Genomic DNA, 22,529 nt, shown 5'->3' with positions numbered 1-22,529 from the left:
GGATATCGATATATTCGGAGGGGGAGGCACAATCTCCCCTTTTTCCGGTTCGAATGGAGAGTGACTTATGAAAAGGAAAGCACCAGGCTCATTTCTGTTTCTAATGCCTTCCGTACTGTTATTACTTGTGTTTTTCATTGTTCCCATCATTCTGACGATCTGCTTTGCCTTTACGAATATGGCTCTAACCGGTGCGGCAGCCAAGAGTTTGGAGTTTGTCGGATTCCAGAATTTCATTAATATGTTCCATGATCCGGACTTCCGGATTAGTGTCTGGCGCACGATGGTCTTTCTCATCTTCTCCGCAGTGATTGGTCAGGTGTTGCTTGGATTCATTCTAGCCCTTCTAATGAAAGAGAAAAATGTGACGTTCCGCCGGGTCATCGGAATCATCGTCATTGCCGGTTGGGTGACACCCGAGATTGTCGTGGCATTCTGTATGGTGGCCTTTTTCAGTGACAATGGTTCATTGAATCAGATCCTCGGCTGGTTTGGAGCGAATCCAGTCTCCTGGTTGTTCAGTTTCCCTATGGTGAGTGTCATTATCGCGAATATCTGGCACGGCACAGCCTTTTCGATGATGGTCTATCAGTCGGCACTGGATGATATCCCGAAGGAAGTCGAAGAAGCTGCGATTATTGACAGTGCAACCGGGTTCCAGATTGTCAGACACATTACGATTCCAATGGTAAAAGGGTCCATCGTGACCAACATGATGTTGGTTACCCTACAGACACTGGGTGTTTTCACGCTGATCTATACGATGACCGGTGGTGGCCCGGGTACTTCAACACAAACCTTGCCGATCTTCATGTACAACCAGGCCTTTGTGAACTATCAATTTGGATACGGCACAGCCATATCTCTGGTGCTGTTGTTCATCGGTATTATCGCCAGCCTGTTCTACATGCGATCCATGAAAGTGAAAGTGTAACCATGAAGGAGGTTCGATCCCTATGGTCAAACATGGGCTTCAACGCAAAATCCAGTACGGGATTCTAGTCTTTCTAGGGCTCTGTTTTTTATTGCCGCTGCTCTGGATCATTCTGGCTTCATTCGACCCAAACGCGCAACAGGGCATCAAAATGCCCAGTACCTGGACCATTCAAAATTTCAAGGATGTGCTCGGGGATTCGAGCAATCTTCGTTCATTCGGTGTAGGCCTGATTCTGTCGGGAGGGCAAGCGATATTGGTTGTTCTGGTATCGGTTCTTGCTGCTTATCCTTTATCCCGTTATGAAATGAGATTCAAAAAAAGCTTCCTGTTATCCATTTTGTTCATGACAGCTCTTCCGATTACTGCCGTGATGGTTCCGGTATTTCAAATGTTTCTGTTCTTCAAAATGCAAAACTCCATCATCGCCACGATGCTGTTCCTGACCGCATCATCACTTCCTTACGGCATCTGGATGATGAAAAACTTCATGGATTCGGTGCCCATTGATCTGGAAGAATCGGCATGGATCGACGGAGCGTCCGTCTGGAATGGTTTGAGACGAATCGTGGCTCCGCTGATGTTGCCTGGTATTGCAACGATAGCGATATTTACCTTTTCGGGAAGTTGGGGCAACTTCTTCGTACCATACATCCTGCTCCAGACACCGGAGAAACTTCCGGCATCGGTCACGATTTATCAATTCTTTGGCAGCCACGGTATGGTTGAATACGGCAGATTGGCTGCATTTTCACTACTTTATACAATGCCTTCGGTTGTGCTATATATCTTCTCCCAGCGTTACATGTCCAAAGGCTTCAGCATGGGTGGGGCAACCAAAGGTTAAAGACAGGAGGTACGCAACATGACAACCAAAAAGACGGCACATCTTATCTCGCATACCCATTGGGACCGCGAATGGTATATGCCTTATGAACACCATCATGTACTGCTCATTGAGCTGATGGATAAACTGCTGGACACGCTTGATCAGGACCCCGAATATCGCTATTTCCATCTGGATGGGCAGACGATTATTCGTGAAGATTATTTGCAGGTTCGGCCCGAACAGCAGGAGAGACTCGACCGCTATATTCGTGAAGGACGAATTCATTTTGGTCCATGGTATGTGTTACAGGATGAGTTTCTGACCAGCAGCGAGGCCAACTTGCGTAATCTGCTCATCGGTCATCGTGATGCTCGACCTTTGGGTGTGATATCCAAGACGGGATACTTCCCAGACTCGTTCGGAAATATGGGACAGGCACCGCAGATCCTGCAACAGGCGGACATTCATAACGCGATCTTTGGACGCGGGGTGAAGCCTACCGGATTCAATAATGCGGTGGTTGATGCAGACAGTTATGAATCTCCCTATTCCGAGATGATCTGGCGTTCGCCGGATGGTTCGGAAGTGCTCGGCATTTTGTTCGCGAATTGGTACTGCAATGGGATGGAAGTTCCGGTTGATCCGGAGAAAGCCCGAGTATATTGGGATAAAAACCTGGCGGATGCCGAGAAGTTCGCCTCGACTCCACATCTGTTGTTCATGAATGGTTGTGATCATCAGCCGATCCAGACGGATCTGCCCGAAGCTTTACGTACGGCAGCTACCTTGTACTCTGATGTGGAATTTATTCACTCCAATTTTGACGATTACATTGAGGCGGTTACCAAGGATGTCCCTGAGCATCTGGCGACTATTGAGGGCGAGCTTCGCAGTCAGCACACGGATGGTTGGGGAACACTGGTGAATACGGCATCCGCACGGGTTTATCTGAAACAGTTGAATCAGCAAGGGCAGACGCTGCTTGAAAAAGTAGCCGAACCGCTTGCTGCCATGGCGCATATAGTCGGGGTAAAAGAGTATCCGCACCATCTGTTGACACATGCATGGAAGATGCTGATGCAGAACCACCCACATGATAGCATCTGCGGATGCAGTGTCGATGAGGTTCACCGTGAGATGGTGACCCGCTTCGCCAAGAGCAGACAGCTTGCAGAGAAATTGGTTTCCCAGAGCGCGCAGGCGATTGCTGAGTCCATTCATGTGCAACCTGCTGAGGCTTGGGGAGAGGAAGCGGTGCTGTTCACTGTGTTCAACACGAGTGGATGGAATCGAAATGGAATCATCGAGATGGACCTGATTGTGGACAAAGCATTTTTCCCAGAAGGTCCTAATCCTCAGGCGCTTGCGCAGAAGATGGAAAAAGACGCACTGCCAGTGTATCAGCTGGTCGATTCGGATGGACGTACGTATTCGGCGGAAATTAAGGATATGGGTGCACATTTCGGCTATGAACTTCCGAAGGATCGTTTCCGACAGCCTTATATGGCTCGTAAAGTAAGAGTGACTTTCCAAGCGGTGGATGTACCTTCGCTGGGTTATAAGACGTATGCTCTCATTCCAGTTCAGAAGCAAGCAGAGATTGCTGAATTGCCCGATACGATGAGCGAACACATCCTGGTTCAAGGCATGATGATGGAGAACGGTCAATTAAGAGTGACGGTTGAAGAGAATGGTACGGCTACAATTGAAGATAAGGTCTCTGGTGCTATATACAGGGGATTGAACTCATATGAGAATACCGGTGATATCGGCAATGAATACGTCTATCGTCAACCTGAGGGAGAAACGACGCTGACCACGGAGCATCTGAAGGCAGACCTGCGGATCGTGGAGAAGTCTCCGTATCGGGTGGTCATGGAGAGTGTATTACGCTGGGATATTCCGGCTGGAGCAGATGAACTGTTCGAGCTGGAGAAGCGCCAAATGGTTCCTTTTACAGAACGGAAGGCGCAGCGAGCCCCGAACACCGTTCCGCTTGTGATTACGACAACGTATACGTTGGAAGCAGGCAGTAATATGGTCAAGGTAAAATCTGACTTTAACAATCAGGCCAAGGATCATCGACTGCGTGCACTCTTTCCATCAGGACTGGTGACAGACGATCATTATGCGGATTCCATCTTTGAAATCGCCAAACGTTCCAATACACCGGCCAAAGAATGGGTGAATCCGAGTAATGCGCAGCATCAGCAGGCATTTGTACATGTGACCGATGGTGATCATGGCTTGATGATTGCGAACAAAGGGCTGAATGAATACGAGATTTTACAGCATGAAGAGGGCAGTACGATTGCAGTTACGCTACTACGTGCCTCTTCGGAACTGGGAGATTGGGGTGTGTTTGAAACACCGGAAGCTCAGTGTCTGGGACCACAGAGCGTGGAATATGCAATTATTCCATTTGCAGGTGATGCTGCGCAGTCAGGTGCATGTGCGTCTGCATATGCGTATCCGATTCCGTGGACGACTGTGCAGCTAGGAGCACTTGCGTATACATTTGAGCAAGAAGGTCATGCTGGAGCTGATGGGCACAAGGTTGAACTACCTCTATCGAAGCAATGGCTGGCGTGGAATGCACAAGGTTCGACACTAGCCTTCTCCACATTGAAGATCGCAGAAGAAACCGGAGATTTGATTGCTCGCTGGTATAATTTGAACTCCGAACCCGTTGAATTGAACGTGCAAACTGGATTCGAATGTGCTTCCGTCTATGAGAGCGATGTGCTGGAACGGGTTAAGGACATGTTGCAGGGTCAAAGCCAAACGGTAACTGGGTACAAAATCGTTACACAAGGGTACACGTTACATTGAGTTGATATTTGAACATCATAACTATAGAGACCTCCTGTTCACGGTAGTGTGGACAGGAGGTTTTTGGTAGTCAAAATATTGTCTTATTGAAGGCTATAACGGCTTTATCACTCCCTATAAGTTCTTTTTATCCAATAAAATAATTAATTTCCAAGATAGAAAAATGTGGTATTATTGTGCTATTCAGTATATTTTGTGATGATTGATCAATAAACGAGTATCCTATTTGAAATGAATGATTCCGGTGAATATTCATACATAATCTAATAAGTCTGTCTTTGTTTAGGGATGGAGATGGGTGACTCATTCAGGTTCACTAAGTGTGATCTATTTGTGGTAAGAGGGGGTTCATTTTAGTGAAAAAAATGAGCTGGATTGCTTTGTTTTTAGTCCTAATTTTGTGCTTTGTTTCGATGTACTCACTATATTCTCATATGAATAATAAATGGCTAGTTAGTCCTCCAAACTATGTAATACTAATTCTTTCTATTTTAGGACTGGCTCTAGCTTTACTTGGCTTCAAAGATAAATCGAACAAGTCTACTAAAGTAAGAAGTTGGATCTCGATGGCTCTCTCTGTAGTATTAATCTTCATACTTATTGGTGCTTTGTCATTTACATCGATGTTTTCAGGATCAAAAGAATTACTTACGACTACGCATTCACCAGATAAACACTATACAATAAATTTCTATAAAACTGACGCTGGAGCCATGGGATCGTTTGGAGTTGTGGGGGAATTGAAAGGACCTCTTTGGTTTAAAAGAGTATTTTACTATGAGCGAAAAACAGATCAGGTAGACTTGGAATGGGTCGATAACCACACAATTTCAATTAATGATCAAAAAGTTAATTTATTATACGGTGAAACTGTACGCCGTAGCCCTTAAACTTATAAAGTTTTCTTTGAAAGTAACTGATATCTAAAGTGAAATTCTTTTGCGGAGTTTCGCTTTTTTTGCGTTTCGATAAAAAGTTGAAGAGAAGTGCTCATCATCAGATGAGTATAGCTCATATAAGTCGATACCCGCTGAAGATACGATAAGGGATTGAACTGAATGATTTTAAAAGAAGATAAACATGTCGCGATTTTATACATTTATTGTCGTGAGTTTCTATTAAAAATAGATTAAGTCTGTGATAACTTATAGATAAATGTCAGAATATTATATAAGATGATTGTAACATTTACACGCAAACGAAGAGTGCAGAACCGATCTGTAGAAGCGAAGCGTTCACCTAAAAGCTTTCTGAAAGAAAGCTACATCGGAAGCATACGCTTTCCCCGGATTTTCTCCATTAAGAAAGGATTCAAAAAATACGGGGATAACAGTGATCGGAAGATGGTACTGCAATCGGAGTGGCTGAGTGTAAATTTTACAGGTTCAACTTATATCCTATGGAGGTAAGACAACCGTGACCATTCGAATTGGAAAAATTAGCATGTGGCATGTTCATGCATGGGACTACATCAAGCAGGCACAGGAACATGAGGACACGGACATCGTAGCCGTGTGGGATGAAGATGCCAAGCGGGGACAGGAAGCCGCTGAACGCTTAAACGTACCATACTATGCTTCACTCGAAGATATGCTGGCCAAGGATGACATCGATGCCGTTATTGTAGATGCGCCAACCTGCATCCATGAAGAAGTGATCACCGCTGCTGCAAAAGCAGGTAAACACATCTTCACGGAGAAGGTTATTGCGTCGACACAGGCGGAATCCAACAGAATCCTTGATGAGGTGAAGGCAAACAAGGTCAAGATGACAGTCTCCTTGCCACGTCTGAATGCAGGATATACGTTAACGATTCAGGATGTGCTTAACCAGGGATTACTTGGTAAAGTGACTTATGTTAGAGCACGTTTATCGCATGATGGAGCGATTTCCAACTGGTTGCCTGAACACTTCTATGATCTGAAGGATTGTCAGGGCGGTGCGCTGATTGATCTGGGTTGCCATCCAATGTATCTGGCCAAACTGTTTTTGGGTCAGGAAGTAACAGCGGTTAATGCGAACTTCGGATATATTACAGGCAAAGAAGTGGAAGATAATGCGGTCGCAACCTTGTTCACGGATTCTGGAGCAGTCGGCGTTGTCGAAGCCGGTTTTGTGAACAGCCATTCTCCATTTACGATTGAGGTTCATGGTACGGAAGGTACGCTTCTGTACGGAACACCCGAAGAAAAGCTATTGATTCGTACGAAAGCAGCACAGGGACAATATGATGACTGGACTGAACTTCCTTTGGCAGATCAAAGAGAAAGCGCATTCAATCAATGGGTCGCACATATACAAAATGATACGGATGCAACTGAAAACGTGCAGATCGCTATGGAGCTGACCCGGTTGATGGAAGCTGCGAATCTCTCGGCCAAGGAAGGGCGCAGAATCGCTCTGAATGAGTTGAAGGCTTAAGTTTTATTAAGGAGGTATGCACTCTTGAGCCTGTATCCTTATGAGAAAATGCTTGAACGGCAGGATCTCCTGGAGAGACTGGATATTTCAATGGTATGGGGACATTATGAGATTCGTGTGATGCGATTTCATCTGACTTCATTTCCAGCGGGCCGAGTTGTGGATTTCCATAATCATGCGGAGTTCGAGTTTCATTTTATCCCCAGAGGGAAAGGCAAAGTCATTCTAGATGAACAGACACATGCACTCTCTGAAGGTATGCTTTATTTGACTGGACCGGGTGTCGTTCATTATCAGGAGGCGGATGCCAAAGAGGATATGGATGAACTATGTCTTCATGTGGATATCGTTCACAAGCCAAGAGAGCATGTCGATCCCTGGGAAGCAGCAGAATCAGAGGAAACGATTGAAAAGCTGAGAACGCTTCCGCTTACTCCGGTGAATGATTATCATCGGGCAATGCATTGCTTTTTGGAAGCCTATGAGGCATGTGATCAGAAATTGTTAGGTTATTATACGTCGATCAAGCAACTGGTTATCAGCATATTACTCAAAACCGTGCGAGCATACGACACCGGGGGGGATCGACCGGAAGCCCCTGTCCGGGATATGTCGGTGTATCGCTATGAGTATGCAGTGCAGTATATGGAGGCGAATCATCCTACAGTGGTCACGCTGGAACATGTAGCGGAGAAACTTCATATCAGCAGCAGACAATTGCAGCGAATCTTCTATCAAGTACAGCCGGAGATGCCGTTCAGCCGCGTACTGGAGGATATTCGTCTGCGCGCCGTGTGCCGCAATCTGGAGGAAAGTAATGTATCCATTGAACAGATCGCTCTCGCTTCAGGCTTCAATAATGCCAACTATTTGCATGCTGTATTTCGCAAACGTCTGGGGATGACCCCGTCGGCTTTTCGTAAAATGAAACAACCAATACTTAAGTGAGGGTGAATATATATGAGTAAAGTATATCGTATCGGAATTATTGGCTGTGGTGGAATCGCGAATGGTAAACATCTGCCGAGTCTGAGTAAACTAGATAATGTTGAACTGGTGGCTTTCTGCGATATCGTTCAGGAACGTGCAGATGAAGCCAAGCAGAAATATGGCTCAACTGATGCTGAAGTCTACACGGATTATCAGGAATTGCTTAAGGATGCGTCTTTGGATATTGTGCATGTACTTACGCCGAATATTTCTCATGCCGAGATTTCCATTGCTGCCCTGGAGGCAGGCAAACATGTCATGTGTGAGAAGCCAATGGCGAAGACATCTGCTGAAGCACAACTCATGCTGGAAGCGGCAGAACGTACCGGCAAGAAACTGACGATTGGGTATAATAATCGTTTCAGAGAAGACAGTCAGTATTTGAAGAAGCTGTGCGAAGCTGGTGAACTGGGTAATATTTATTTTGCCAAAGCACATGCGATTAGACGTAGAGCAGTACCAACTTGGGGTGTTTTCCTGGATGAGGAGAAACAAGGTGGCGGTCCATTGATTGATATTGGTACGCACGCACTCGATCTGACGCTCTGGATGATGGATAACTATCAACCGAAGGTTGTTCTCGGCACGACTTATCATGAGCTTTCACAACGTGAAAATGCGGCCAATGCCTGGGGCCCGTGGGACCCGAAACAATTCTCGGTAGAGGACTCGGCCTTCGGCATGATTGTGATGGAGAATGGGGCAACGATTATGCTTGAATCCAGCTGGGCGCTGAACTCACTGGATGTGGATGAGGCCAAATGTAGCTTGAGCGGCAGCGAAGCGGGTGCGGATATGAAGAACGGACTGCGCATCAATGGCGAGAAATTCAGCCGTCTATATACCAACGAGATTGAACTGAGTGCTGGCGGAGTAGCTTTCTACGATGGTAAGAGCGAGAGCGCACCGGATGTCGAGATGAGAAAGTGGATTGAGGCGATTGAGAACGATCAGGAGCCGGTGGTTACACCAAAACAAGCGCTAGTTGTATCTCAAATTCTGGAAGCACTCTATGAATCTGCTCGCACAGGGAAGGCTGTATATCTGAATAACGCTAGCGAAGCATAGAACAGAACAGAAAAAAGGATAGATTAGATTGGATTGGATTAGATTACAGAACCCTTTGTCCCGTTATTGGGGACAGAGGGTTTTTGGTGTTATGGATACTAGCTATTGGTCCATACCATACTCTATTTCAGCACATATGATGAGAGAAAAATGAGCTGAAAAGAGGGTATGTCTTGACTAAACAAAAAACGGGTCACGGTGTTTCCATTGTTGTGTGTACCAATCGACCGCAATTTTTTGACAACATTCTGCAAAATTACAGTCGCCAGCGTTATCAAAGCAAAGAGCTGATCATTGTCCTGAATCATGACAGTATGAATCTGGCATTATATCAAAACCGGGTTCGAAAATATGCGAATGTTCATGTATATAAAATTCCGGAGAGCATTTCGCTAGGACAAAGCCTGAACGCCGGAATAACCAGGGCTCGCTTTTCAATGATTGCCAAATTTGATGATGATGACTACTACTCGCCGTATTATTTAACAGAACAGGTGAGAGAACTTAAACGGACCAAAAGTGATATTGTGGGCAAACATTCGTGTCTCGTCTATTTGGGCGCGTCCAAGACATTGTTGGTCAGATCTCCCTCAGAAAAGAATAAACCGGTTGAATTCGTACAAGGCGGAACCTTGCTGTTCAAAAGAGAGGTTTTGAAAAAAGTCCGCTTCACGGACCGTTCTATTGGGGAAGATGTAACCTTCCTCAGACAATGCAGAAAGAGAGGATTCAAAGCGTACGCGACCTCTCCTTACAATTATGTTTATCACCGCAGACAGAACAAAAAAAGTCATACCTGGAGAGCAGATGACAGCTTTTACCTGGAGGGAAGCACAAAACTTGCAGTTACGGAGGATTTCAGACCCTATGCTAATAAGAAGTTGTAGAGGACAGAAGGTTGTTCTATCATCGTAGTGGTCTATGTAGATAATTTCAATTTGAATTGATAATTACCATGAGTGCCGCCAAATAACGAAGGATAAGATGCTTCTGCCGAGTGCAGATGCATCTTTTTTCTTGCCCAGTTTGTGCCAAAATGGTTCAATTTGGAGGTCGTGAAAAAAAGTTTTATGAATTTACTTGAAAAAAAGTATTGCATATAAGTTTAGTCGGAATTATATTAATGGTATAAGGTCTAGACCATATACAGATCGGAGTGTTTAGATGTCCAGTACGTTTTCATTTCGTTTTGAGAAAGTATCCACCAAAAAGGTTAGTGAATTCATTAGAGAACAACTGGAAGAAGCCATTATTTTGAAAGAATTAATGAGTGAAGAACAACTTCCGGCCGAGCGAGATCTGGCAGAGATTTTTAACGTAAGCCGCATTACTGTTCGCGAGGCACTCTCTTCACTGGAAGACAAAGGGTTGATTGAAAAACGGGTGGGTGCCAAAGGCGGTACGTTTGTATTGCCTCTGACAGCCAATTCGCATAAGCGCACGAGAGAAGAAATTAAACGAGATTGGTCACAGATGCTGAAGGTGTTTGAATTTCGAACCATCATCGAGCCAGAGGGAGCTTTCCTGGCTGCTGAGCGGATCACCGCAGGCGAACTGGAGCTGCTTGAAGGCTATATGGAACAAAGTATTGAGCCAGAGTGTACAAGGGAATGGTTCAGGGCGCTGGATGTGAAATTTCATCTGACCATCGCCAAAGCGTCTGGCAATCCGTATTGCGAGAGAGCCGTCAGACAGATTCGGACCAAAATTAATCCGGCGCTGGACTTGATGCCTTATGATGACCGGATACGTTCCGTCAATCACGGTGTACATATGGAGATTCTTCAAGCACTGAAAGCACATGACAGCATCAAGTCCCGGGAGACGATGAAAAGACATATCGAATTCTCGGCTGACGCGATCTATGCCCGTTTGGTTTCTGAATCGGATGAAAATGAAGGGAATGACAGCGAATGAATCGTTCAGAACTAATACTGCTGGCTCAGCCACTGCAAGCTCAGTTAAGCGCTTGGCGCAGAGATTTACATCAGCATCCGGAAATCGGTTATGAGGAGCATCGCACATCCTCCATCGTAGCCGAGCATTTGGAAAGCCTGGGACTCGAAGTTACACGCAATGTCGGAAAGACCGGGGTTACAGGCCTGCTTCGCGGAGAGACTGATGGACCAACCTTTGCCTTGCGCGCAGACATGGATGCCCTGCCAATTCAGGATCAGAAAGCTGTGGAATACCGCTCGCAAGTAGAAGGTAAAGCGCATCTGTGTGGACATGACGCTCACACCTCCATCCTGATGGGAGCAGCTCAGCTGCTCACTGGCCTTGGAAGACCGAAATCAGGCAATATCAAATTCATCTTCCAGCCAGCAGAAGAGGGACTTGCAGGTGCAAGAGCCATGATCCAGGATGGTGTTCTGGAGAATCCGAAGGTCGATGCAATAGCAGGGTTACACATGACACCTGGACAGGACACGGGAACCTTGGGCGTAAGTCAGGGCGTTGCCTTCGCGTCAGCGGATCCCTTGATTATCAAGGTGTTCGGCAAGGGTGGCCACGCAGCTCGTCCGCATGAGGGCATTGACGCGATTGCGGTATCCGCTCAGGTCATCACCGCATTGCAAAATATCGTCAGTCGGATGGTCGATCCACTTGAGCCCGCAGTAGTTACGATTGGCAAAATCACGGGAGGTTATATGGGAACAGCCATCGCCCCGGAAGTGGAGATGATCGGTACGGTTCGTACACTCTCACCTGCCATTCGTGAACGGATGCCAGCTTTGATCGAGCAGGTTGTTAAAGGGGTCTGCGATTCTTTCGGAGCAGGATGCGAGGTCGTCTACGGCGATGGTTACCCTGTTGTTGTGAATGATCTCGGCATGGTTGACCTGCTAACAGAGACTTGTGATCGGGTTAATGCGCAGAAGGGATGGAGCTATATCAAACCTTCCACAGGGGGCGAGGATTTCGCGTTTTATTGTGAACAGATTCCGGGTGTGTTTTTCAGACTAGGATCTGGTAATGATGAGGAACGTACTCGCTATCCACTCCACCATCCCATGTTTGATCTCGATGAGACAGCGATGCCTTATGGTGTGGGCATGTTGTCTGCAGTAGCACTTGAATTTTTGGCAAGGAATACAACTTCTGAGGGGGAGCAATCACAATGAAAAAAAGACAATGGACTGGCTTGTGGATCACGTTACTGGCAATCGTAATGGTTCTAAGCGCATGCGGAGGAAAAACGACAAGCACGAATGATAGTTCCGCAACAGAAGGAACGGGCAGTGGAAGCGCAAGTACAACACTGACTATAGCTGCAGCTACAGATATCGAGAGTTTCGATCCACACAACAACAATAATACCTCCAGTGAGGCAGTTCTGGTTAACGTTTTCGATTATCTGATCAAAAATGACAGTGAACAGAAAAAAGTTGCGGGACTTGCGACTTCATGGGATCAGGTTGATGATACAACGTGGAGATTCAAGCTGCGTGAAGGTGTGACCTTCCACAACGGCGATCCATTCACTTCAGCAGATGTAAAATACACGCTGGAGCGCGTAGCCAAAGATGAGACACTCAAGCAGTACAGCTATTTCAAAAATATCGTAGAAGTTAAAGCGGTGGATGACTATACCGTAGATATTATCACGGATGGTCCAGATCCATTGCTCCTGAATCGTTTGTCCAAAATGGGAGCAGGCATTCTGCCAGCAAAATATATTGCCGACAACGGGTTTGATGCTTTCCTGAAACAACCGGTAGGCACAGGCCCTTACAAGTTCAGTAAATGGACCAAAGATGATCGTGTGGAACTTGTGAAAAACGAGAACTACTTCGACGGTGAACCCAAATGGAATGAAGTGGTATTCCGCGTTATTCCTGAAGCCTCCACACGTGTATCCGAATTGCTTGCTGGTGGTGTAGATGTTGCGTCTTCCATTCCATCCACTGACATTGCACGGATCGAAGGCGAAGCAGACAAGAAGATTGTCAAAGGGCCAATCCAGCGTGTGCTTCAGTTGATCTTCCGCCAGACAGAAGGCAGTATCACAGCTGATCCAAAAGTTCGTGAAGCAATTGACCTGGCTATCGACAAACAAGGCATTGTGGACAGCATTGCCGGCGGAGCAGGTATCGTAACCCGCACGTCTGTAACTCCGGGCAACTTCGGTGCTGATCCTTCATTGTACAAAACGTCACTCTATGACCAGGAAAAAGCCAAACAGCTCCTGCAAGAAGCTGGCTATGCAGAAGGTGAAGCAGAGATGACCATCTCCGTTTCTGCACAGTACAAAGAACAAGCTGAAGTTGTTGCAGCCATGCTGGAACAAGCCGGATTCAAAATCAATCTGGATGTCCTGGAAGCAAGTGCATTCAGTGAACGTTACAGTTCCAAATCATTCAAAGAAATTTTCATGATCGGTATCGGTAACTCCTTGTTCGATGCTTCGAATAACTACAATCGTTATATGTTGGAAGAAGCAAAAGGCGAGTCGGATTACAACAATCCTGAAGTAGAGAAACTGCTTCAATCTGCATTGGTAAACATGGACCCTGCGTCTCGTGAGAAAGAGTATCAGCAAGTACAGCAGATTTTCTCTGAAGAGCGTCCAGCCGTTTATCTGTACCAAATGGAAGGTGTATATGGAACAAATGCTAAAGTGAACTTCGCGCCGCGCAGTGACGAGATGTTCTATGCTGACGAGATTACACCTGTTGCACAGTAATATCGGGTATAACACCGGTCATTGAAAAGATAGGCCGTGAACGGCAGGGACTGGATAACCATGTTCCTGCCGTTCTTTTTAATAAGGGAGGTGAACAAGGAATGGGCAAATACGTACTTAAGTCATTACTGCAGATCATTCCGGTACTGTTCATTGTTTCATTAATTGTGTTCATTTTGGTTCGAGTCACCGGTGATCCGGTCGCGCTAATGTTGCCTGAAACGGCTACCGCTGAAGATCGTGCTGTTTTGACACAGGCACTTGGTTTGGACCAGCCTTTATATACGCAATACGTGAAGTTTCTGGGCAGTGCAATACAGGGAGACTTTGGTCAATCTTTTCGCTACAATCAGCCTGCATTAGAGCTTGTGTTGGAGAGGTTGCCTGCCAGCTTTGAACTGGCGGTAGCGGCTATGTTTTTTGCCGTGCTAATGGCTGTTCCACTTGGTGTCATTTCAGCTGTCAAACGTAATACATTTACCGATCTCATTATTTCAGGAATATCCGTTATTGGTAAGGCGATGCCGAACTTCTGGATGGGGATTATGCTTATTCTCTTGTTCTCCGTCATGTTGGGTGTATTGCCAGTCTCAGGTCGTGGAGGATTGTCACATCTGATCTTGCCGGCATTCACGCTTGGCGTCGGGCTGGCTGCGCAGATGACCCGGCTGATTCGCTCCAGCATGCTGGAGATTCTGAACCAGGACTATATTCGAACAGCCCGCAGCAAGGGGCTTGGCCGGATGGTTGTCATTGTAAAACATGCTTTTCGCAATGGACTGATTCCGGTCGTGACGATAATGAGTTTGCAGTTTACAAGTCTGATCGGGGGAACCTTGATTACGGAAACGGTATTCTCCTGGCCTGGACTGGGTCAATTGCTGGTCGTTGCAGTCAACACACATGATATGGCGATTGTACAAGCAGCGGTGTTTGTCATTGCGGTTATCGTTGTAGTAATCAACATCTTGACGGATGTAGCCTACAGGCTACTTGATCCGCGCATCAAATACGACTAGAAGGAGGTGCAATCATATGACAGGCAGCAATGAAATGCCAATTCCGGGTACAGAACAGGAACAAGACAATGGGCGTGCACCAACGGGATTTCGTTATATCTGGCAACAACTGATCATCAGCAAGACCGGAATGTTTGGTGCTGTGCTTGTATTGTTGGTTGTGTTAATTGCCATAGGTGCACCTCTACTGACGAGTCATGATCCGGCAGCAGTTAATCCGCTCAACCGTCTTAAACCGCCTGCATGGCTTGAGGGCGGGACGGCTGAATACTGGCTGGGAACAGATAATCTGGGCAGAGACATGTGGAGCCGAATTGTATATGGTGCCCGGGTTTCCTTAATTGTAGGGATGGGTGCGGTGATTGTGTCAGGAATAATTGGCGCCATTCTGGGGCTGGTATCCGGATTCTATGGGAAATGGCTGGATGCCGTCATCATGCGTGTAGGTGATGCATTCATGGCGATTCCGACCATTCTGTTCATGCTCGTTGTGATGGCGATTGTTGGCCCGGGTATTACGACGCTGATCTTTGTGATCGGTGTGACGAACTGGGTTCCATTCACCCGTGTGGTCAGAAGTGAGGTTCTGAGTATCAAAGAGCGTGATTTTGTTCATGCGGCCAGATCGATTGGAGCCAAGAACGGAAGATTGATTCTGAAACACATTCTGCCGAATATCCTTTCATCCTTTATCGTAATCTGCGGTATGAATGTCGGCACGACAATTATTATGGAAGCCTCACTCAGCTTCCTGGGTCTGGGTATCAAACCACCCGATGTGTCCTGGGGAGGCATGCTCAGTGATGGCAGACAATACGTTGCAACAAGCTGGTGGGTCGCTACATTCCCGGGACTAGCCATTACATTTACCGTACTCGGTGTTATTTTCCTTGGAGATTGGCTACGTGATGTGCTTGATCCACGTACGGAGACAACCCATAAATAAACGGAGAAGGGAGCCATGAATATGAACCAAAGACCAATTATGCCGGAGGATCTGCGTCACTATCGTTGGATCAGTCAGCCAGTGATCAGTCGGAACGGACGAGTGGCTTATGTGGAACAGACCATAGATCAGGATAAAAACGAATATAACACACAGATTCGGGGAATCTCCCTCGATGGTGATGAAGATATTGCACTTTCAGATGGCACGAAGGATTCCTCGCCTGCGTGGTCGCCGGATGGGACACAGCTCACATTCATTCGCTCAGAGGATGGGGGGAAAGGACTATGGACGCTCGATACAGATAAAAAAGAGCCTGTCATGCTGATACCTCCCGCACGTAAAATATTGAGTTATATCTGGTCTCCGAATGGGAAGTACATTGCTTTCACCAGTAAAGCTCAATTCGAGGAGCAACAAAATAAGGCTGAAGTGCATCAAGAGTCTGCACCCCTGCTGCGAGGTAAGGTCTTCGAACGAACAACGCCGAAGGCGGAAGGTTCCGGATGGTGGGATGGTCAATACAGCCATTTGTTTGTATATGAGATCGAAAGCGGGAAGATCACGCAGGTGACTTCCGGGCTATGGAATATCAGTGCTCCGACGTGGTCGCCAGATAGCCAGAACCTTTCCTTCATATCCAAGCAAGTGGAGGATGAGGAACTCGATGCGGATCTGCTGCACTTTACCGATGTATACAGCATTCGATTGGGAGAAAGTGATCTCTTCAAAGTGACGGATTCCAGCCTGGCGGTAAGCCAGTTCTCCTATTCACCCGATGGACAACAGTTGATTCTGATCGCGAGTGATCGCAAATACGGAAGTGGGAGTCACAACAGATTATATGCAGTCCCCGTTCATCGAGGTATACCCAGGCCAATCGCACCTCAAGTAGATATGCAGCTTGGTAACGCGGCGCTTGGTGATATGAAGTCAGCAGCTGCTTCTCCTTCTCCACTCACGGATAATAAGCATTCGGAACTTGGTGTATATGTACTTGGGACACAGAACGGGAATGTGGATGTGTATCATATTCAAGATAATGGAGAGTGTAAATCCGTTACGGGCGATGGTGAGAAGGATGTGTATCAGTATACCTTAACATCAGATGGTACGTCGCTTGTTATCGCTGCCTTGACCGCTGAACATCCTGGAGAGTTATACCGCGTGGATATCAACAGTGGTGAAATGTTCAGACTCACCCGCCGAAATGACGAATTCATGGCCGAATTAGCCATAAATGTGCCTGCTCGTGTTGAGTTTACATCTTCAGATGGATGGCCGATTCAAGGTTGGTTAGCCACACCGGCAGTACGTGCATCCAATGGGAAGCTCCCACTGATTTTGCAGATTCATGGCGGACCTCATGCGATGTATACGGGAACATTCAGTCATGAAATGCAGACACTCGCTGCACAAGGGTACGCTGTGTTATGGGTTAATCCTCGTGGAAGTATGGGATACGGTCAGGAGTTTGCCAGAGCATGCCGTGGTGACTTTGCCGGAGGTGATTATCGGGATCTGATGGAAGCTGTTGATTATGCCCTGGCTACCTATGATTTTCTTGATGAATCACGTTTGGGTGTAGCCGGTGGCAGTTATGGTGGAGTGATGACGAATTGGATCGTGGCGCATACCCACCGTTTCAAGGCGGCTGTAACTCAGCGATGCATCTCCAACTGGTTGTCCATGTATGGAACGAGCGATATTGGAATTTCCTATGTCGAAGGAGTCATTGGTGGTAATCCGGCGGAAAACGCTGAATTCCTGTGGTCCCGCTCACCTCTTGCGCATGCACACCACATTGAGACGCCACTTCTGATCATGCACGGAGAGCAGGATTATCGGACACCGATTGCGCAAGCGGAGGAATTATATACCACACTAAAACGATACGGCAAAAAGACCAAACTGATTCGTTATCCGGGCTCCAACCACAGTTTGCTGAAAAGCGGTAAACCTTCACTTCGGATCGATAGCTTCGAACAGGTGAATGCCTGGTTCAATCAGTATCTCGGTAAAGAGGAGGGTGAGGAATGAGTCGGATTCAGCTGTCCATTCCTGTAGGCCTTCTTGTAGAGAATGTTCTGACAAGTGGGGCTCCTGAAGAGGTAATTATTGAATGGTTACAACGTCGAGACTACGCCCAGTTGCTGACTCTGGTTAAGGAATCCGTGATGGATTTTGATGAAAGACTACAGACAGCAGCTGATATCGGAGACGATTGGGAAGAGGCCATACGTAAAGGTTATGAGTTCAAGTTTTTGCATATTAATGGCTTGAAGAGATTGCTCGATTTCCGGTTTGACCGTAAGGTGGATCGGGATTATGTTCAGGAGGATCTGTCACTGAGGTACATACATCTGACTGCACAGGAGATCGAATTGCTGCAATCATTAATTGGTAGACAATGGATCGTGCAAGCAGAAGAAACAGCAGCAGTGGAAGAACACAGCAGAGAGAGCGAGTTATCCTCCCACATTCCTGTCCGTATTCAATTGAAGTTCCCTTAATATGACCAACAAAAGCCGCGATGATCGCGGTTTTTTTGCTATGTACAGGTAGAAATGTGGAGGACTAAATTCAAAAGTTGAAATCGAACTCGAGATGATTTATATTTATATTAAATGATATAACTAACTATCAAAAAATGAAGATAAAGAGGAGGACATGGGATGTCCATTCAAAATGTTCTTGGAAAAATTCAAATATCGGATGATGTGATCTCCAAAATTGTCGGCAAGATCGCGAATACCACCAGTGAGATTTCCTCCATGTCGACAGGACTTGTAGAAGGGATCACCAAAAAGTGGAGTGGGAAAAGTCTGCAAAATGGCATAGCTATCCGCAAGGTAGAATCCAGACTGGAGATTAATTTAAAGGTTGTCGTTCGTTATGGAACGAAAGTGCATGAAGTCTGCAGGGAATTGCAGAACAATGTGAGAGTGCATGTTGAACAGCTGACCGGTTTAACCATTGATACGGTGAACGTGATCGTTGAGGGCATTTCACTGAATCAACCTGATGCGAGGTTTTAGTCCAAATTTAGCTCCCAATACGCTATGAAGCCAAAATGGGTAGCCAAACACTGGGCATGATGATGTGTTATCCCAATAAACCTGCGCTATCCCTGTACAGGATGTCCAAAAAACAGGTGTAATGTTGTCTAATACGAATAGATGAAGGAACTGGAAGGTCCATACACATAAGCCCACATAAGCCCAAGTTAAAGGTGTGGGTTGAAGGGACGCTTTAGGCGTTCCTTTTTTAGTTATCAGATTTTTCTCATAAAAAAAGTAACTTGACTTTCCTTTGTGTTTAAGCAGGTACTTGACAGGGGTGTGGTATAGTATAAAAAGTTCTTTTAATGAAGAAAGACGGATAATCAAACAAGATGGGGTGTAATCGGTGTTTCAATACAAGGATCAGGAATATGATGCAGTACATTTTGAGGGACGTGATCTGCGATACGGAGAACTCATAAGCTGTGTTTTCAAACAATGTACATTCATGAACGCTTCTATGGAGGAAATCGAGACAAGTAACTGTCGATTCATTGAATGTGATTTCAAAGGGGCATCCATGAACGGTTCAATACATACGGAATCAGCATTTGAAAACTGTTCATTTGGGGGTGCGAATCTCTTTGCTTCCAAATTCAGTTCTTGCAAGATGACAGGATCGGACTTTTCAGGTGCGCAAATGGATGGCATTACCCTGAGTCAGGGCGATTGGTCTTATACGAATCTGAGACATACCCGATTAGGCAAACAGGATTTACGAGGAATTCGTTTCTTTGAAGCCGACTTTACAGACACGGATTTCACCAAAGCGGATTTGAGAGACTGTGATCTTACCAGAGTCGTATTGAGCAGAGCTAAGCTACAAGGGGCCGATCTAAGAGGGGCTAATCTGGAAGGAATTGATCTGAAATCACTGGATATCAAAGGCGTACGTTTGGATCGCGAACAAGCCGTTCTGTTTGTACGCTCGTATGGTGCGAAAGTAGATTGAGTTGAACATACACAGCAAGAAGCCGCCTTTAAGGCGGCTTTTTTGACTTTAAAGCGTTCCTATTCAAGAAAATAGGCAGGAAAAAGAGATATAAACAAGAAGTAGTCAACATAAGTTTCAAATAAAAGGAGGCCATCATGACGGTCACATTAATTACTTTTGTTGCTATTATTGTCTTTGGGCTTATAACAGGCACGATCACTACGCTTATGGCATTTAAACTGCTACGTAACAATAAAGAGCAACAGCACCTTCGCAAGAGCATTCTGATGGACGGAATTCCAACAGAAGCAATCATTCATGATATTGTACAGACATCATCCAGTATGGATGGAAGGCCTGGCGTGCGATTGGATTTGACGGTAACCCAAGTTGACGGCCGCACCTTCCCAACAATTGTAGAGACTTATATCCCGATCACACATATTCCCCACTTTCAGAAAGGAAATGTCATTAACGTAAGATACATTGCGATGGGGAATGAACGAAAAGTTGAGGTAGAGGATGCCTACCTTCCGTGAGGTGCCGCATGGTGGTAAGCTTCGGTTATCAGGCATATCAAAAACCATTACCTGAAACAAATCAGGTAATGGTTTTTGACGTTAATTTCAATTGAAAATGGTAACAAGCTGTTTAAGTTTATCGACGGTCAGTAGTTAATCCTCTTCTTTATTTCGTATATACCTCGCTTTGTCTCATGAAATGAATTTCATTATGTTTTAACGCTGTGCTTTTGGGCTCGTTTCAAGCGCACGGCAACCCAGCTCATAATCAGAGCACCAATGAACAGAAATGCGGTCACACCTGCAATGACGACAAAGAAGGATTGGTCAAAAGCAGCAAAGGCGGCATTTGTGAGTGATTCAGCAGACGCGGCAGGCAAGCTTTCGGCGGCAAGAAGTGCTTCATCCAGACTGTCCTTCACATTGGACGGCACATGAATGCCTGCAGGAATCTTCATTGCCAGTGTGTAGAACAAGGTCGACATGCTGCCGATGATCGCAATACCGGATGCTCCGCCCAGCTCATAACCTACTTCCTCAATGGATGCGGCCATACCCGCTTTGTGAGGTGGTGCATAACTCATAATGGAATGTGATGCAGCAGTCATTCCTGAACCAAGACCTGCACCAAGTAGTGCCAAACCGATAATCTGCCCGGTTAACCCAGCATTGAAATACATCAGATACGTCCCCATGCCAAGGGCAGCGATGAAGAGAGAGAAGCTTTTGATATATACAACATCCACACGGTGCATGATAGTCCCCGTAACAGGTCCGGCAATGAGTGCTGCAACAGGTATGGATAGGGTGAATAGTCCAGCCTGAAGCGGTGACATGCCTTCCACAAGCTGAAGTCGCTGAGTGACCATATATTGCACACCCATTTGTGCGAATAAGCCTACCAGTGCGGTTATAAAGCCGGTGCTGAATCTTGGAATTTTGAACAAGGACAGATCCAGAAGCGGGTGGGTACTGTTATTCTGACGGCGAATAAAGATGATAAGGGACAGAACGCCAATCACTGCAGCAAGGATAGCGAGTGTGAGAGATCCTTCGCGTCTTGTGAATTCCTTGATGGAATAGATAATTCCGACCATGGCAATCATGATCTGAATGGAACTGGTGAAATCCCACTTTTTCGACGCATCCCCTTGGTGGTTAGGAATCATTTTCAAGGCGAATACAAACGCGAGAATAGCGATAGGCAGGTTAATCAGAAACACAGAGCCCCACCAGAAATGTTGAAGAAGCAGTCCACCGACAATCGGTCCCAGTCCAGCACCACCTGACGCAATGGAACCCCATATGCCAATCGCCAGTGCGAGCTCTCGTTCATTCGTAAACGTAACTCTGATGATGGACAATGTTGCTGGCATCATCATGGATGCGCCTACGGCAAGAAGAATTCTGCTCATGACCAGCACAGCAGGTACTGGAGAAAAGGCAGCAGCAAGAGAAGCAGCAGAAAAGACGAGCAATCCCAGGGTGAATATTTTTTTATGACCAAGACGGTCTCCGAGTGTTCCCATTGCAGGCAGCAGCCCAGCCATGACAAGGGAGTAACCGTTGAGAATCCATAATTTCTCCGAAGCTGATGCACCGAGATCATGGGTCAAGCTGGGTAGGGCTGTGTACAGGATGGTCATATCCATCACAATGAGTAATAATGCACTTGAGACAATAACAAGAATCATCCAACGTTTGAATTTTGACATGTTTCCCTCCGACAATATGAATAACTTACAATTCCAGACTAAGCTATAGGGTAACCCTATAGTCAAACTTTTCTTTACACACTATAATGAAGCCATCTTGATAGAACTTAGACTACATATGTACATGGTGTAATCTCCAAGAGTACATCATCAAGATTTACGTAGAGGTGTGTAAGCCAGATTACGCAATGGTTTAAAGGTACGAGTGTGGAAGATGTGACCGAGGCTGTACTGCCTTGACCCATGTCGTATTCCATGTTAAGTTTTCTGTATTAAAATGTGAGATTTCCAAGGGGGGATAGAGTAATGACGGAATTAGAGGTTGTGGATGTTTATGTGGACCTGTCAACGAACATGAACAGTGGCATGGTTCACAATATAGCTAATCAGAATCCGGCACTTTGTCCTCCTATGCATAGATCTACTTGGCGCTGAATGGTATATCGCCAGGTTCCTTTATTGTATAAGCGAATCTAAATTCTGATTATGTTCAAATATTAAAGTGAGGGAATCCATGTCATGTTAAATGATCAAATCCCGTTAGTTTACTTTTATATTTCACATAAAAAGG

General features: G+C 46.0%; 19 protein-coding genes. 18 read left to right on the top strand and 1 reads right to left on the bottom strand.

Translation table 11 applies throughout. The annotated features are described in order from the left end of the window. The first annotated feature begins 67 nt into the window (after positions 1-67). The 18 genes from FS628_RS00880 (at position 68) to FS628_RS00795 (ending at position 20,261) form a co-directional block, all read left to right on the top strand. On the top strand, positions 68-934 hold the full coding sequence (locus tag FS628_RS00880) for a carbohydrate ABC transporter permease (protein WP_100528983.1): 867 nt from the start codon (positions 68-70) through the stop codon (positions 932-934). 22 nt (positions 935-956) lie between these two features. Then, positions 957-1,781 carry a carbohydrate ABC transporter permease gene (locus FS628_RS00875; protein ID WP_076211825.1) on the top strand — a complete coding sequence of 275 codons (825 nt, stop codon included), beginning with the start codon at positions 957-959 and terminating at the stop codon, positions 1,779-1,781. Between the two features lie 18 nt (positions 1,782-1,799). Further along, entirely contained in the window at positions 1,800-4,595 is a 2,796-nt protein-coding gene (locus FS628_RS00870) for an alpha-mannosidase (RefSeq protein WP_145317706.1), read from the top strand. A gap of 365 nt (positions 4,596-4,960) precedes the next feature. After that, positions 4,961-5,485 (top strand): DUF5412 domain-containing protein, encoded by a 525-nt coding sequence (locus FS628_RS00865; RefSeq protein ID WP_260870972.1) that lies wholly within the window; start codon positions 4,961-4,963, stop codon positions 5,483-5,485. Positions 5,486-6,011: 526 nt separating this feature from the next. Further along, positions 6,012-7,016, top strand: coding sequence for a Gfo/Idh/MocA family protein (locus tag FS628_RS00860; protein WP_186327679.1), 1,005 nt, complete (start codon positions 6,012-6,014; stop codon positions 7,014-7,016). A 24-nt stretch (positions 7,017-7,040) separates the two neighbouring features. After that, entirely contained in the window at positions 7,041-7,964 is a 924-nt protein-coding gene (locus tag FS628_RS00855; RefSeq protein ID WP_260870891.1) for an AraC family transcriptional regulator, read from the top strand. A 12-nt stretch (positions 7,965-7,976) separates the two neighbouring features. Further along, a complete protein-coding gene (locus tag FS628_RS00850; protein ID WP_145317700.1) occupies positions 7,977-9,074 on the top strand; it encodes a Gfo/Idh/MocA family protein in 1,098 nt (365 codons plus the stop codon). A 173-nt stretch (positions 9,075-9,247) separates the two neighbouring features. After that, complete coding sequence (locus tag FS628_RS00845; RefSeq protein ID WP_145317697.1) at positions 9,248-9,961, top strand: glycosyltransferase; 714 nt, start codon at positions 9,248-9,250, stop codon at positions 9,959-9,961. A 277-nt stretch (positions 9,962-10,238) separates the two neighbouring features. Then, complete coding sequence (locus tag FS628_RS00840; RefSeq protein WP_145317694.1) at positions 10,239-10,991, top strand: FadR/GntR family transcriptional regulator; 753 nt, start codon at positions 10,239-10,241, stop codon at positions 10,989-10,991. Continuing rightward, positions 10,988-12,199 (top strand): M20 metallopeptidase family protein, encoded by a 1,212-nt coding sequence (locus tag FS628_RS00835; protein ID WP_145317691.1) that lies wholly within the window; start codon positions 10,988-10,990, stop codon positions 12,197-12,199. Before FS628_RS00840 ends, FS628_RS00835 begins: the two co-directional genes overlap by 4 nt. Next, positions 12,196-13,761, top strand: coding sequence for an ABC transporter substrate-binding protein (locus FS628_RS00830; RefSeq protein ID WP_145317689.1), 1,566 nt, complete (start codon positions 12,196-12,198; stop codon positions 13,759-13,761). The genes FS628_RS00835 and FS628_RS00830 overlap by 4 nt, the downstream gene beginning before the upstream one ends. A gap of 101 nt (positions 13,762-13,862) precedes the next feature. Continuing rightward, entirely contained in the window at positions 13,863-14,780 is a 918-nt protein-coding gene (locus tag FS628_RS00825) for an ABC transporter permease (RefSeq protein ID WP_091016560.1), read from the top strand. Between the two features lie 16 nt (positions 14,781-14,796). After that, positions 14,797-15,726, top strand: coding sequence for an ABC transporter permease (locus FS628_RS00820; RefSeq protein ID WP_091030896.1), 930 nt, complete (start codon positions 14,797-14,799; stop codon positions 15,724-15,726). 21 nt (positions 15,727-15,747) lie between these two features. Continuing rightward, positions 15,748-17,766, top strand: coding sequence for an alpha/beta hydrolase family protein (locus tag FS628_RS00815; protein ID WP_145317686.1), 2,019 nt, complete (start codon positions 15,748-15,750; stop codon positions 17,764-17,766). After that, positions 17,763-18,239: a hypothetical protein gene (locus tag FS628_RS00810; RefSeq protein ID WP_145317683.1), complete on the top strand. Its 477-nt coding sequence runs from the start codon at positions 17,763-17,765 to the stop codon at positions 18,237-18,239. The genes FS628_RS00815 and FS628_RS00810 overlap by 4 nt, the downstream gene beginning before the upstream one ends. 162 nt (positions 18,240-18,401) lie before the next feature. Beyond that, complete coding sequence (locus FS628_RS00805; protein WP_145317680.1) at positions 18,402-18,764, top strand: Asp23/Gls24 family envelope stress response protein; 363 nt, start codon at positions 18,402-18,404, stop codon at positions 18,762-18,764. 370 nt (positions 18,765-19,134) lie between these two features. Continuing rightward, the gene (locus tag FS628_RS00800) at positions 19,135-19,740 is read left to right on the top strand and encodes a pentapeptide repeat-containing protein (RefSeq protein ID WP_145317677.1); all 606 of its coding nucleotides are present in this window, start codon (positions 19,135-19,137) and stop codon (positions 19,738-19,740) included. Between the two features lie 137 nt (positions 19,741-19,877). After that, the gene (locus FS628_RS00795; protein WP_145317675.1) at positions 19,878-20,261 is read left to right on the top strand and encodes a hypothetical protein; all 384 of its coding nucleotides are present in this window, start codon (positions 19,878-19,880) and stop codon (positions 20,259-20,261) included. 191 nt (positions 20,262-20,452) lie between these two features. On the opposite strand, the gene FS628_RS00790 is transcribed toward FS628_RS00795, so the two are convergent. Next, entirely contained in the window at positions 20,453-21,958 is a 1,506-nt protein-coding gene (locus FS628_RS00790) for an MFS transporter (RefSeq protein ID WP_145317672.1), read from the bottom strand. Between the last annotated feature and the right edge of the window lie 571 nt (positions 21,959-22,529).

The sequence above is a fragment of the Paenibacillus xylanexedens genome (assembly GCF_007676705.1).
Taxonomy (GTDB): Bacteria; Bacillota; Bacilli; order Paenibacillales; family Paenibacillaceae; genus Paenibacillus; species Paenibacillus xylanexedens_C.
Note: the sequence above shows the minus strand (reverse complement) of the source record. Positions and strands in the feature narration are given on the sequence as shown.

Excerpts from the sequence above, each read along its gene's own strand:
- FS628_RS00880 (WP_100528983.1), top strand. The coding sequence starts at position 68 with ATGAAAAGGAAAGCACCAGGCTCATTTCTGTTTCTAATGCCTTCCGTA.
- FS628_RS00875 (WP_076211825.1), top strand. The coding sequence starts at position 957 with ATGGTCAAACATGGGCTTCAACGCAAAATCCAGTACGGGATTCTAGTC.
- FS628_RS00870 (WP_145317706.1), top strand. The coding sequence starts at position 1,800 with ATGACAACCAAAAAGACGGCACATCTTATCTCGCATACCCATTGGGAC.
- FS628_RS00865 (WP_260870972.1), top strand. The coding sequence starts at position 4,961 with ATGAGCTGGATTGCTTTGTTTTTAGTCCTAATTTTGTGCTTTGTTTCG.
- FS628_RS00850 (WP_145317700.1), top strand. The coding sequence starts at position 7,977 with ATGAGTAAAGTATATCGTATCGGAATTATTGGCTGTGGTGGAATCGCG.
- FS628_RS00840 (WP_145317694.1), top strand. The coding sequence starts at position 10,239 with ATGTCCAGTACGTTTTCATTTCGTTTTGAGAAAGTATCCACCAAAAAG.
- FS628_RS00835 (WP_145317691.1), top strand. The coding sequence starts at position 10,988 with ATGAATCGTTCAGAACTAATACTGCTGGCTCAGCCACTGCAAGCTCAG.
- FS628_RS00830 (WP_145317689.1), top strand. The coding sequence starts at position 12,196 with ATGAAAAAAAGACAATGGACTGGCTTGTGGATCACGTTACTGGCAATC.
- FS628_RS00825 (WP_091016560.1), top strand. The coding sequence starts at position 13,863 with ATGGGCAAATACGTACTTAAGTCATTACTGCAGATCATTCCGGTACTG.
- FS628_RS00820 (WP_091030896.1), top strand. The coding sequence starts at position 14,797 with ATGACAGGCAGCAATGAAATGCCAATTCCGGGTACAGAACAGGAACAA.
- FS628_RS00815 (WP_145317686.1), top strand. The coding sequence starts at position 15,748 with ATGAACCAAAGACCAATTATGCCGGAGGATCTGCGTCACTATCGTTGG.
- FS628_RS00810 (WP_145317683.1), top strand. The coding sequence starts at position 17,763 with ATGAGTCGGATTCAGCTGTCCATTCCTGTAGGCCTTCTTGTAGAGAAT.
- FS628_RS00805 (WP_145317680.1), top strand. The coding sequence starts at position 18,402 with ATGTCCATTCAAAATGTTCTTGGAAAAATTCAAATATCGGATGATGTG.
- FS628_RS00795 (WP_145317675.1), top strand. The coding sequence starts at position 19,878 with ATGACGGTCACATTAATTACTTTTGTTGCTATTATTGTCTTTGGGCTT.
- FS628_RS00790 (WP_145317672.1), bottom strand. The coding sequence starts at position 21,958 with ATGTCAAAATTCAAACGTTGGATGATTCTTGTTATTGTCTCAAGTGCA.